Origin of the sequence: Listeria sp. PSOL-1 (genome assembly GCF_902806445.1) — a bacterium.
Taxonomy (GTDB): Bacteria; Bacillota; Bacilli; order Lactobacillales; family Listeriaceae; genus Listeria.
In genome coordinates, this window is the sequence record NZ_LR760298.1 from 1320616 (window position 1) to 1333381 (window position 12766).

At 36.4% G+C, this 12766-nt stretch carries 14 protein-coding genes; 4 read left to right on the plus strand and 10 right to left on the minus strand.

Annotated elements, in window-relative coordinates; all coding sequences use genetic code 11:
* Nucleotides 1-171: 171 nt before the first annotated feature.
* The 4 genes from G6Q10_RS06415 to G6Q10_RS06430 form a co-directional block, all read right to left on the minus strand.
* Complete coding sequence (locus G6Q10_RS06415; RefSeq protein ID WP_163654374.1) at nt 172-561, minus strand: DUF3397 domain-containing protein; 390 nt, start codon at nt 559-561, stop codon at nt 172-174.
* Entirely contained in the window at nt 555-1430 is an 876-nt protein-coding gene (locus G6Q10_RS06420; protein ID WP_163654375.1) for a 2-dehydropantoate 2-reductase, read from the minus strand. The genes G6Q10_RS06415 and G6Q10_RS06420 overlap by 7 nt, the downstream gene beginning before the upstream one ends.
* A gap of 110 nt (nt 1431-1540) precedes the next feature.
* Nucleotides 1541-1717 carry a 50S ribosomal protein L32 gene (rpmF, locus tag G6Q10_RS06425; RefSeq protein ID WP_163654377.1) on the minus strand — a complete coding sequence of 59 codons (177 nt, stop codon included), beginning with the start codon at nt 1715-1717 and terminating at the stop codon, nt 1541-1543.
* 75 nt (nt 1718-1792) lie between these two features.
* Nucleotides 1793-2329 carry a YceD family protein gene (locus G6Q10_RS06430; protein ID WP_163655783.1) on the minus strand — a complete coding sequence of 179 codons (537 nt, stop codon included), beginning with the start codon at nt 2327-2329 and terminating at the stop codon, nt 1793-1795.
* 272 nt (nt 2330-2601) lie between these two features.
* Here G6Q10_RS06430 and G6Q10_RS06435 point away from each other — a divergent pair, with 272 nt between their 5' ends.
* Nucleotides 2602-3768, plus strand: a complete 1167-nt coding sequence (locus tag G6Q10_RS06435; protein WP_163654379.1) for a nucleotidyltransferase — start codon at nt 2602-2604, stop codon at nt 3766-3768.
* Between the two features lie 13 nt (nt 3769-3781).
* Here the strand turns inward: G6Q10_RS06435 and G6Q10_RS06440 are convergent, their stop codons facing one another.
* Complete coding sequence (locus tag G6Q10_RS06440) at nt 3782-4444, minus strand: Crp/Fnr family transcriptional regulator (RefSeq protein WP_163654382.1); 663 nt, start codon at nt 4442-4444, stop codon at nt 3782-3784.
* 101 nt (nt 4445-4545) lie between these two features.
* Between G6Q10_RS06440 and hcp the strand changes: the two genes are divergently transcribed.
* Nucleotides 4546-6120: a hydroxylamine reductase gene (hcp, locus tag G6Q10_RS06445; protein WP_163654384.1), complete on the plus strand. Its 1575-nt coding sequence runs from the start codon at nt 4546-4548 to the stop codon at nt 6118-6120.
* Between the two features lie 210 nt (nt 6121-6330).
* Here the strand turns inward: hcp and G6Q10_RS06450 are convergent, their stop codons facing one another.
* Together G6Q10_RS06450 and G6Q10_RS06455 are read right to left on the minus strand one after the other, a co-directional pair.
* The gene (locus tag G6Q10_RS06450; protein ID WP_163654386.1) at nt 6331-6993 is read right to left on the minus strand and encodes an ABC transporter ATP-binding protein; all 663 of its coding nucleotides are present in this window, start codon (nt 6991-6993) and stop codon (nt 6331-6333) included.
* A 10-nt stretch (nt 6994-7003) separates the two neighbouring features.
* Complete coding sequence (locus G6Q10_RS06455) at nt 7004-8467, minus strand: ABC transporter permease (RefSeq protein ID WP_163654389.1); 1464 nt, start codon at nt 8465-8467, stop codon at nt 7004-7006.
* A 148-nt stretch (nt 8468-8615) separates the two neighbouring features.
* Here G6Q10_RS06455 and pieR point away from each other — a divergent pair, with 148 nt between their 5' ends.
* Both pieR and pieS read left to right on the plus strand, forming a co-directional pair.
* On the plus strand, nt 8616-9302 hold the full coding sequence (pieR, locus tag G6Q10_RS06460) for a two component system response regulator PieR (protein ID WP_163654391.1): 687 nt from the start codon (nt 8616-8618) through the stop codon (nt 9300-9302).
* Complete coding sequence (gene pieS, locus G6Q10_RS06465) at nt 9299-10735, plus strand: two component system sensor histidine kinase PieS (protein WP_163654393.1); 1437 nt, start codon at nt 9299-9301, stop codon at nt 10733-10735. The genes pieR and pieS overlap by 4 nt, the downstream gene beginning before the upstream one ends.
* Before the next feature lie 110 nt (nt 10736-10845).
* Here the strand turns inward: pieS and G6Q10_RS06470 are convergent, their stop codons facing one another.
* The 3 genes from G6Q10_RS06470 to G6Q10_RS06480 form a co-directional block, all read right to left on the minus strand.
* Nucleotides 10846-11277: a universal stress protein gene (locus tag G6Q10_RS06470; protein ID WP_163654395.1), complete on the minus strand. Its 432-nt coding sequence runs from the start codon at nt 11275-11277 to the stop codon at nt 10846-10848.
* 12 nt (nt 11278-11289) lie between these two features.
* Complete coding sequence (locus tag G6Q10_RS06475; protein ID WP_163654397.1) at nt 11290-11655, minus strand: DUF1622 domain-containing protein; 366 nt, start codon at nt 11653-11655, stop codon at nt 11290-11292.
* A 71-nt stretch (nt 11656-11726) separates the two neighbouring features.
* Nucleotides 11727-12761, minus strand: a complete 1035-nt coding sequence (locus tag G6Q10_RS06480) for a SepM family pheromone-processing serine protease (RefSeq protein WP_163654399.1) — start codon at nt 12759-12761, stop codon at nt 11727-11729.
* Between the last annotated feature and the right edge of the window lie 5 nt (nt 12762-12766).

Sequence of the window (12766 nt, forward strand, 5' to 3'; positions counted from 1 at the left end):
TAAGCTATTTTTAAATAAGTGGGGATAAAAACCATTTTTTAAAGAAATTAAGTCTGAAATCAAAAATAGTATATTTTGAATTTGCTCATCATCCACAAAAAAAAGACAACCTTCTGCTATCAAATAAAATAGCAAAAGATTGTCTGGAAAAACGAACGAAAAGAATTGATATTATTTTATTAGCTGCATGAGGCTTAGAACCACTCCAATCACGAATAAGACAATATAACACAAAACAACGAGCACAAAACAAAGACGCCAATAGATTCTAAGCACTTTTATAAAATTGATTTCGCCATGTTTCTTTGCATAGAAAAGGACAACCGTAATTCCTAGTAAAAAAAGAAGGAGCAACATATATAATAAAATGGACTTCCCAAATAATAAATGCGCAAATAAACAAACAGCCAAAATAAAAAAGAACGTCGAAAAATCAGCAGCCATTTGCATGCTTGCTTTTGGCCTTTTAAAGATTTTTTGACCTAATAATGTTATTAAAAAAAATACAAATAGCGGGAAAACAATCAGTAATGCTGTCGAATTAAATAGAGCACTCAACATCCGTTCTCTCCTTTCAAATAATGAAGCGCATGGTAAAGCTTACTAAACTTTGGAAGTTCCACCTTTTTTTTGGCACCCATCTCTAAAAGAGGCAAAAGAATTGCATCAAGCTCTGTTTCACGTTTTAATTTGACATCGATAGCCATTGAAGAATAATTTTCAGCTGTCTGAGAACAAATGGCTTGTATAATTCCAAGTGGATCTTTAACCATAAGAAGAGGGCTCACTTCTTCTATTAAGTCTTGCACAAAAGCAAAGTAAATTGGATTTGAAATCAACTCACCATTTCGTACATCTAAAACAGCAGTTAGCGGATTAACAATTAAATTAACGAGCCATTTTTTATCAATCATTTCTTGATAATTTTCAACATATGTAAACGGAAAAGTAGAACCTCCATTTAAAAAAGTTTCTATCTTATCAGATTTCCCGCGCCATCTCGCAAAATTTGTTTTTCCCTCTCCCTTATGGAAAACATGATTTTCACCTTGACGCAAAGCTCCATGTTCACTGGTCCCCACAAAAATTATGTTTAAGGGTAGCTTTAAAAGCATCGGGAAATGCGCTTTACCATTTTGTAAGAACAGAACGGGGAGATTTATCGGAAGTTGCTTTAAGATAGGCAACAAACTCTCTAATTGATAGGCTTTGACTGTCATGATTAAAAAATCCATTTGAGCAAGCAAAGAAACATCAGAACTACATGCAACATTAACATTAAACGTAGCTTCATCTAACCGAATGCCTTCTCTTTTTAATACATCGACTTGCTTGCTTCGTCTAGCAAAAAGTGTAACATCAGCAGTATCCATGAGCTTGGCGCTATATAATAAACCTAATGCACCAGCACCAACCATTCCAATTTTCATGTCCCTTCACCTCAGTTCTTCCTATTATATAGTAAAAACCCGAAGAGATCCATGGCATCTCTTCGGGTTTTAATTAAAACAAGTGTACGTTTCACTTGTTGTCCGCAAAATTAACTATGTTGAACGACTTCTTTACCATCGTAATGACCACATTCAGGACATACACGGTGGGACAATTTCATTTCGCCGCAGTTAGAACATTCGTTCATACCAGGAACTTGTAATTTGAAATGAGTGCGACGTTTGCGTTTTTTGGTTTTTGAAGTTCTTCTAAAAGGTACTGCCATTTCCTTACACCTCCTTAGAGACAAGTTAACATGTCTCAACTTTTAAGGACAAATTCCTTAATATATATTCCAGCTTTACGAATCTTGATCTTTGTTAAAAAAATCAGCTAGGTTCGCAAGACGAGGATCTACTTTTGGCTCGTTCTTCTTTCGTTCTGCTAGGTTTTCTTCTTCTGTTTTGAGCTCCCAGTCATTTCCTTTTGGCAAGTCTTTTTCATTTAGCGCTTCTTCACTAAATACTTGCATTGGAATTTCAACAAGCAAGAGCTCCTCAATAACAGGAAGTAAATCGATGCGATCTTGTTCAATTAAATGCCAAGATTCATCCATAAGCTGCTCTTTCTTTTGAACAAATGTTTCATGCGCAAAAATCTCGTAAGGATAAACAACGTCAACGAGTGTACGCGCACACGGAAGCGTCCAAGTCCCAGATAAGGTGAAGTCAGCCGTAACTTCATTGTTTTTGATACGCTGCTCTCCTACCACATGAACTAGACTTGCATCACGTACATCTTTATTGCTTTTTTGTAAAAAACTTTTTAAATCAACCATTTCATCAATTTTCAACCGGTCATCAGCTGATTTTTTTAATTGACTTAACGACCATTTCATCATTTATCACCCCAAGCGCAACAAGGAGTATTATAGCTTTTTAAATCCATTTTGTCAATCTTTTGAGAAAGTCATTTTATATATATTTTTAGTTTGGAGGTGCGTTTTTCAGCGGTCTTTTCCCATTCTTTTTGGATGGATTTAAACCTTAATAAATTTTAACATCTAAGCGTTCTACCTTTCTTTCAAGCATTTAATATGAAACTGCTACGCTAACACTTATTTTATGCTAAAATAAAAGAAAAAGACATATTAAAATGGATGGTGAAACTATGAAAGCGGTAGGGATTATCGTGGAATACAATCCGTTTCATAACGGGCACTTATACCACTTAAAAGAAGCACGAAAACGCACACAAGCAGATGTTGTCATTGCCGTTATGAGCGGAAACTTTATGCAACGTGGTGAACCAGCAATCATTTCCAAATGGAGTCGAGCAAAGATGGCACTGCAAGCCGGTGTAGACTTAATTCTTGAACTCCCTGTATCCTTTACAGTACAACATGCCGAAATCTTTGCAACTGAAGCGATACGTTTGCTGGGTGACTTGCAAGTGCAAGATATTGTTTTTGGTAGTGAGCATGGGATAAGTAGTGACTTTACCTATCTTGCCGAAATGACAATGAAAAAAGAATTTCAGCTTCAATTAAAGCAAGCCCTAGAAGATAAAAAGAATAGTTACGGCACTGCTTTTACAAAAGCATGTGCGAATATTGCTCCTCGTTTAAAATTAAACTTAACCAATCCTAATAACATTCTTGGTTTTCATTATGCTTTAGCCATTAAAAAACTGGGCTTAAATATCAACATTCAAACGCTTAAACGCGAAAATGATTACCATGAACTTGTGCCAAAAGAACATTCGATCACTAGTGCAACAGCGCTTCGAAAAATGATTTTAACAAAAAACTGGCGAGTGATATCTACATATATGCCTGATTTTGCTTTTTCTGAACTTTTTCATTATCAAGGGAACTTTCTACCGGAAGAAGCGGTTTGGCCTCTGCTTCGTTACCGACTAATCACTGATTCTCTAAAACACCTTAAATCGATTAATAGCATATCAGAAGGAATTGAACATCGCTTAATTCAAGCAGCAAAGGACAATAATCGCTATGTTGATTTCCTATCGTTTATGACGACGAAGCGTTATAGCACGTCCCGGATTAAACGGATTGGCACCCAAATTATTTTACAAAATAGGCAGGCCGATATTCAAAAGCCATATCATCACATTTTAGGAATGACACGAACCGGACAAGGATATCTTTCTCACATAAAAAAAGGGCTTAACTATCCACTCATTTCAACCATTTCAAAAGCTCCAAAAGACCTTGTCATAAAAGATATTCGCGCTAGTCGTACCTATAATCTTCTTGAGGGCCCTTCTTTTGACTTAAAACAAGACTTTCGCAGCCCGATTATTTTAAAACAGTAAAGCCTTTCCTTTTTTAAAGGAGCTTCAGGCAAAATTGATTCTTATTAAAAGAAAGCAGACCTTCTTTTTGCATAGTCGCTAATTCTTTTGATAAAGCTGAACGGTCAACGGCCAGAAAATCTGCTAATTCTTGCCGATTAAAGGGAATGTTAAATGTATTTTGCTTATGTTTTTTTGCTTCGCTTGATAAATAAGCAAATACTTTTTCGCGAATCGTTCGCCTCGTTAAAAAATACATTTTTTCCACTAAATAAACGTTTTTACGAGCGATAATATTTAACATATTGCCGATCAACTTCGTGTGTAGTGGCTGGCTGCTGCAACAAGTGAGCAAATGATGAAAATCAAAAAATAAAACTTCACTTTTTTCGCTAGCTACTACATTAACCGGTGATTTTGTGATTCCAGCACACGCATAAGCTTCGGCAAATAAATCTCCTTGACCAATTTGAGCTAAAATAGCTAGATTTCCCCAAACATCTTCCTGCTTGACAAAAACCTTCCCAGAAATAACCAATCCAATGGCTTTAATTGATGAACTTTCTGTAATAATTTGCTGATTTTTATCGTATCTTTTTAAAGAAGGGTCTAGTTTACGAAAAAAAACAGGAATTTCTTTAGCTGGGATTCCTTTAAACAGGGCAGAACGAGCCGCAATTTGTTGAACTGTTTCCATAAAAGCTCCTTTCGTTGCAAAAACAACAGAATAATCTTTTCTTAGTATAGTATACTGGTTAGTGACAAATCAAACATGGATAACCAAATGGAGATGAGATAATGGAAAAAATGTTATGCTTTCAATGTGAACAAACGGCTAAAGGAATAGCCTGTACAACTTCAGGTGTTTGTGGGAAACTCCCTGAAGTCTCCCACGCGCAAGACCTACTAACTTGTGAAATGATTGCGCTTGCAACCGCAGCCAGCAAAATAGGAGATTCAATTCATCAAAAAGAAGTAACAGATTTATTGGTTGATGGCCTCTTTACAACAGTAACAAATGTGAGCTTCAACGCTTTTACAGAAGCACTTTTATCCAATCGAATCAAAACGCTACGCAACAAATTAAACGGTACCGAGGTTCTTCCTCCCTATGATTTGTTTCATGGGGAAGAAAATGAAATTTCACTAAAATCCACGCTTTTATTTGGCCTAAGAGGAATGGCGGCTTATGCTCACCATGCTCGAATGCTTGGATTTCGAGATGAAGATGTTGACTATTGGTTTATCAAAGGAATGGCGGCTTTAGGCAAAGAACATTCTACAACGGACTGGCTTGATCTACTCATGGAATGCGGAAAAGCGAACCTTTCTTGTATGGCACTTCTTGACCGTGCCAATACAGAAAGTTACGGAGATCAAGTGCCAACAGAAGTCCTTTTTGAAGTAGAGCCTGGACCTTTTATCGTTGTTACTGGACATGATTTGCACGACTTAAAAATGCTTTTAGAACAAACAAAAGATACAGGCGTAGCGATTTACACTCATAGCGAAATGCTTCCTGCACACGCTTATCCTAAGCTCAAGGCTTATCCTCATTTGAAAGGAAATTTTGGAACAGCTTGGCAAAACCAGCAAAAGGAATTTAAAAATTTACCTGCACCTATCTTATTTACAACAAATTGTTTAATGCCACCAAAAAGTAGTTATGCTGACCGCGTTTACACAACGTCTGTCGTTTCCTATCCAGAAATGAAGCATATTCCAGATGAAAAAAATGGAACTAAAGATTTCACACCAATGATTGAACAAGCGCTTGCTCTTGGTGGTTTTAAAGAAAAGCAACCATTTACCGGGATCAATGGCGGCAAAAAAACGATCACTGGCTTTGGCCGACAAACGATTTTAGATAATGCGCCAACAATCATTGAGGCAGTAAAAAGTGGCGCGATCAAACAATTTTTCTTAGTTGGCGGCTGCGACGGGGCAAATCCTGGCCGTAATTACTATACCGAGTTTGTCAAACAAGCTCCTGAAGATTCGGTCATTTTAACTTTAGCTTGTGGAAAATACCGCTTTAACGATTTAGATTTGGGACAAATTGGCCCTTTTCCAAGAATTTTGGACATGGGACAATGTAATGATGCTTATGGAGCCATTCAAGTCGCCCTTGCTCTAGCTGATGCTTTTTCATGTGAAATAAATGAACTGCCACTAACTTTAATTCTTTCTTGGTACGAACAAAAGGCCGTTTCGATCTTACTTACTTTACTTTCTTTAGGGGTTAAAAATATTTATATTGGACCGAGTTTACCAGCTTTCCTTTCTAACACAGTCCTTACAACTTTAGTAAATACATTCGGACTTCAGCCAATTACTACGCCAGAAGCAGATCTAACAAAAATTTTAGGCTAAATGTGGACATACACAAAATAAATCGGCGACAAGCGCTCGCAATTGAAGGGGCTTGCCAGACATCCGGTTCCTACGTACGCTTCCGAATTCTCGCAAACCCCTTCAATACAAACGCTTTCGCTCGATTTATTGTGTTCGAAATGTAGCACTTACGCTAAGTATTTTCTTAAAAAATACAGCTAAATCACATGATGTCCTACACTCTTTCACTTAGATTTTAAATTGTCCATTTTTAAGTGTTAATTTTACATCTGACACTTTCGAAATTTCAGGGTCATGAGTTACCATGATCACACATTTTTCTTCCTTACGAGCTAAGTCTTGAAACAAACGAACAACTTCTTTACTGGTGCGTTCATCTAAGTTTCCAGTCGGTTCATCAGCGACAATTAAGTCCGTTTCACAACATAAAGCCCGTGCAATCGAAACGCGCTGTTGCTGCCCTCCGCTAAGTGTTAATACCTTTTGTTTTGCCATCTTTTCGCTGATCCCAACTTTTTCAAGCATTTGAAGTGCAAATTCTTTGCGGTTAGGATGATTCACCTTGGTAATCTCCATTGCTGCCATGACATTTTGTAGTGCTGTCATATAAGTTAATAGATTATAGCTTTGAAAAACAATCGATACATATTTATTCCGAAAAGTTTGAAGTCCGATTTCTTTTAAAGAACGTCCTTTATAAAAAATGTTTCCTTCTTTTTGTCGATCAAGTCCACCTGCTAGCGATAAAAATGTCGTTTTCCCTGAACCAGAGCTTCCTACAACCGTATAAAAAACACCTGTTTCAAACGCGTGATTAATATTGGTTAAAATGCTTTCTTCTCTACTTTTATACCAGTAATTCACATTTTCAAATTCTAAAATTTTAGTCATTATGACACCTCTATTCTTGTTTTGTTAAAATTGTTTTTGGATTCATCCGTAAAATAGTCATAGCCGGTAGCAACACCGAAATAAAGGCAATTCCAACACCGATTCCACCCATTTTAAACATATCAGCAGTCGTCACTTGAATATTTAGTTCTTTAATTTTCTCCGTATTTTGTGTTAGGTTCGAAATCCCACGATTCATCATGCCACCCGGTCCGCCACCACCTTGTCTACCTTGACCTGGTGTATTAGCAGGAGCTTCCTGGGTTTGATTCTGGCTTGAAAGAAGCTGATTTCCGGCAATTTGGGCAACATAATGACTACTGAAGCCAGCAATCATAAATGAAACCACTGCGACCATTAAAATCTCAACAAAAAATTGACCGATCAGCTTCATTCGTTTTTCACCTATGGCTAGTAAAACACCCATTTCATATTTTCGCTCACGAACTTGCATCATGACAAGTAGCGCTAGAATAAGTGCACCAGCAATCGTTACAATGTAAACAACATTTTTGGAAAATGAAGCTACATTATTAATTGGACTGATCATTTGCTTATATAAAGTATCGTTGGCATCAAGTTTAAATGTATCCCAATCAATGGAATCTACTGTTTTAGCTTGTTTTTCAAATTGTGATATATTAGCTGCATCATCCATGGTATAGACTGCTGTATCAACCGTATTTTTATAGTCTGATCCTTTTAATGTGTTAGCAACTGTATAAGGTACATACATTTTGTTATAAGGATTTAAGAAAGAGAAATTACTGGCCATATCATTTCCGGAATCACTCGTTTTATAAATCCCAACAATTTCAAGTTTGATCGTTGTTTTTTCGTCACTTGATTGAATGCTAACTTTATCGCCTACTTTCCAATTATTTTGGTCAGCAAGTGTCTTTTCAACGAGTACAACGTTTTTATCTATGTCATCATTTTTTAAAGCACGGCCACTTTGTAATTTAGCGGTTCCGCTAGTAAAGTCTGTTGCCTTTTCAGAATTTAAAACACCATTTATACTAAGATCGGCTTGTATCATTTGGTGCCCACCGCCACCACCGCCCATACGCGGAGCATTATTCTCGCCTTGAGAGCTATCACCAGAAGACTTAACTGGGTCAAATCCTTCTGCTAAAGCTTGTGTGCTTGAATAATAATTATAGCTTGCCACATGCTTTAAGCTAGACAAGCTTTCTGCACTTTTTAGCGAAATTGGTGTACTTTCAAACTTAGGTGGTTGATTGCCTGTGCCTTGCTCAGATTGCTGAGCTTTCATTTGCTTCTCCCTGTCTACTGTAAGTGTTACCGTTCCTCCAAGCTCTTTCTTGGCCATTTCGCTTGCTTTATTTGCAGCAGATTGGATCGTAAAGCCTGACAATATAAGTACAGAAACAACAGTAAAAATAATAAGTTGCAAAATCGTGCGTCCTAATCTTACTTTCATATTAAAAAAAGCGCGTTTAATAAAATTCATATTTTTTTCCTCCATTCACTGTCCTTAGAATAATGGGAAGATATGAAATAAGTATGAACAAAATGTGATGGAGTTTTTAAAGTTTTCGTAAATACTTGCTGAATTGATTTTTTTAGGCTAATTTTATTATATGAGGAGAGGATTTCAAATGAAGCTACTAATGATTGAAGATAACGAAAGTGTTTGCCAAATGATTGAAATGTTCTTTATGAAGGAAGAAATTGATGCGACATTTAAGCACGATGGAAAACAAGGATATGAAACATTTTTAAAAGAAGAATTTGATATGGTGATCATTGATTTAATGTTACCTAGCATGAACGGAATGACAATATGTAAAAAAATCCGGGAAGTAAGTGATATCCCTATCATTATTTTAACAGCAAAGGAATCCGAATCAGACCAGGTATTAGGCCTTGAGATTGGAGCAGACGACTATGTCACTAAACCGTTTAGCCCGCTAACACTTATTGCGCGAATTAAAGCCGTTACTCGCCGCACAAGGACAAGTGGTAAAACCAAATCAGAAAACGATACATTACAAACCACCTATTTCAAAATTAACCGAAGTACACGTGAAATTTTCTATAAAGATACCCTACTTGAATCACTGACACCAAAAGAATTTGATTTACTTTACTTTTTGATGCAGCACCCGCGTCAAGTATTTTCTCGCGAACAGCTTTTAGAGCGGATTTGGGGATATCAATTTTATGGTGATGAACGCACCGTTGATGTTCATATCAAACGCTTACGGCAAAAAATTGCCACTCCTGAACATCCTTTTTTACACACAATTTGGGGTGTGGGTTATAAATTTGATGAAATGGAATGAATGCCTTGAAATTTAAATATATTTATCAATTATTTTTGACACAATTTGTCATTTTATTCATTGCTTGCTTGATGATTGGCTTATCCGTTTCGCATTTTCTAAAAGATTATTTTTTTGAAGAGCAGGTGGCCATTTTAACAAAATATGGGAATACCATTTCCAATAACATTAAATATTCACCAGGGAATCAGGCAATGGCGGTTTTAAATTCTTATCAGCATGTTTTAGATGTTAGTGGAGCACGCTATACCATTATGAACAGTAAGAATGAAATATTTTATCCCCGAATGAGCCATCCACTGCCACCTAATTTTAAAATTTCGCGTGATGACATGGATAAGCTTAAAGCAGGGAAAACCGTTACTATAAAAGTTGATGCTCGTTTTAACCAAGAAATGTCCGTTGTCTATGTCCCTATTATGAATAATGATACTTTTTTAGGTTCGATCATCTTAAATGCACCAATTAGTGGAACAGAAAAAGTTATTGGCACGATTAATCAATATATGCTTTATACGATTTTACTTTCGATTGCCGTAGCGCTCGCTTTAAGTGCACTGATATCAAAACTACAGGTCAACCGGATTAACAAACTTCGCGAGGCGACAAAACACGTCATCCGTGGAGATTACAAAACTAGCTTAAAAGAAAACACAATCGATGAAATTGGTGAATTAGCAAGTGATTTTAATAAAATGACCGAGAATTTAGCTCAGTCCCATGAAGAAATTGTTCGTCAAGAAAAACGTAGACGCCAATTTATTGCAGATGTTTCTCATGAAATGCGTACACCACTAACAACCATTAGCGGACTAACAGAAGGCCTTGTAAACCATGCCATTCCAGCAAGTGAGACAAATCGCGCTATTCATTTAATTGACACAGAAGCTAAAAGATTAACAAAGCTGGTTAATGAAAACCTCGATTATGAACGTATTCTTGCAAATAAAATTGTCTTACACAAAACAAGATTTAACGTTCATGCTTTCTTTGACTTACTTGCCGAGCAATTAAAACCTTTAGCACAAGAGAAAAACAATCAATTTATCATGGAGATCCCAGCAGATTTAGAAGTTTACGCAGATTATGATCGCCTCACACAAGTGGTTATGAACATTATTAAAAATAGCATCCAGTTTACAGAAAATGGCAAGATTACATTAAAGGGAGTTCAAGATTATAAAGAAACGATTTTGGAGATTCAAGATACTGGTATCGGTATGAATACAGAAGAGCTTGAACAAATTTGGGAAAGATTTTATAAAGCGGATATGTCAAGGACGAATACAGCACTTGGCGAATCCGGTATTGGCCTTTCTATTGTCAAACAGCTTGTTGAAAACCACGGAGGGACAATTACAGCTGAAAGCACACCAAATAAAGGTTCGCTCTTTTCAATAAGGCTTCCTTTTTATCAAGAACAAGACCTGTAATAATAAACAACTAAAGATCGACTGGGGCATAATTTCTGAAGCACGACAAATCAAGCGAAAGCCTGAGAGAGCTTGCGCTGATTTATTTCGTTTATGTCCTAGTTCATTCTCTAATTGACAACTAACACGTTACATGAAGCATGCTTCAACACATAATGAGAGGTTGATCCAAGAATCATACGTTCTACAGTACCTTTTCCAGTTTTTCCTAAAATGATGAGGTCAATTGGGTTTTCTTCAGCATATTGAACGATACATTTGCTGGCATTTCCTTCCATTGTCACTTTTTGAATATTGTGCTCTACACCTGCACTTGAAGCAAGGCGATTTAAATAGTTCTCAGCAAAAGGTTCAAAGGCATTGTTTTCTGGTAAAATCTGATACTGTGGAGATAAATAGAATTCTTGATCGTTTGGAAGTGATTGATCAATAACATATAACAATGTAATCTGCGCCTCACTGTACTTCAAAGCCTCTAAAAAAGCATCATATGACTTCTTTGACCCATCCACAGCTACTAAAAGATTTCTTTTTTCTGTCATAATTTCCCTCGCTTATTCGCTCTCAAATTCTTTGATTTCTTTGGTTAAAAAGTACGAAATAATGGTCCGAATCACAACGATTAAACCTAACATCATAATATCTTCAAAGGTCGGTTTAATAATTGTCTCAATGATATCAGCAGCAATTAGAACTTCTAAACTAAGTAACACATAGCTGCCGAGTTTATTTTTGATGGCATTATTCGTAAGTACAACATTTTGCTTTTTTTCCGGATGAAATAATCTTTTCAAAAAATAGATTAAAACCTGAAAAACCCCAACAATTAAAATAATAATAGATATCAGATTGAGAAATAAAATCAACAACTCAATAATCGGCAATAAAAAGCGCATCAACATTCCGCTTAATTCTGTCATAGGCAAACCCCTTTTTTAGCTTTTGCTCTTTTCATTCCCATTTAAATGAATGGCGAAACACCGCGTATCGCTTATTTTTGCAAATAATTTACCGCATCTTGGAACGTCTTAACAGGGATGATTTTCATTTTTGAATGGATTGCTTTTGCCGTCTTTTTGGCAAGTTGATAGTTGGATAGAATCGTCGGATCATCTTTTTTCATTTCTGTTGTAATTTCGTCATTTGGCGCAAAGAAAATGCTTGCGCCACTTTTATCTGCGGCTACAACTTTTTGATCAATTCCACCAATACGCCCCACATTCCCAGAAGCATCAATTGTTCCAGTCCCAGCGACTTGTCGTCCTCTTGTCAAATCTGTCTTCATAAATCGGCTATAAATTTCTAGGCTAAACATTAAGCCTGCAGAAGGTCCACCAATTTTGTCTGAGTCTATTTTGATTTTCGGATCGGCACTTACATTTTGGTCATCTACAAGTGTTATACCGATACCCACTGTCCCTTTCTTGTCAATTTTAGCAAGCGGGATATTAGCCGTCCTTTTTTGTTTATTGTGCACATAACTAAGTTCGATTTTGTTTCCAGCTTTTTTACTTTTTACATAAGAAATAAATTCTTGGCTCGATTTGAATGGATGTCCATCTATGGCTGTTATTAAATCACCAGCTGTTAAAAATTTAGATGCGGGAGCTTCTTCCAGTACACTTAATACATAAATTCCACTATAATTTACTTTGATATCTTGTTTAGCCGCTTTATAAGCCACTTGAATCGCGTTATTTTTTGATTCATTCATCATGTACATTTGCCTAACATTATATTCTTCATCTGACTCATGATCATATTTGACCTCTTCTTTCGGATCGATCTGATGATACGGAAGAAATTTTGCAGCTAGGTAAGAATAAATATTGGCATCTGTCATAGCAACCGTGACTAAGCTAAATGAGCCCTTGACTGTCTTTGGATGATCTTCCACAGTGACAAGCGGTTCAAGTGCATCCGCAGAACCTGGCTTTGTAATATAATAAGGCATTGGAATAAAGAAGCCTATAATAATGATGATTAAAAGAACAATCGCAATAATTTTTTTTGTTTGTTTGTGCATTGATT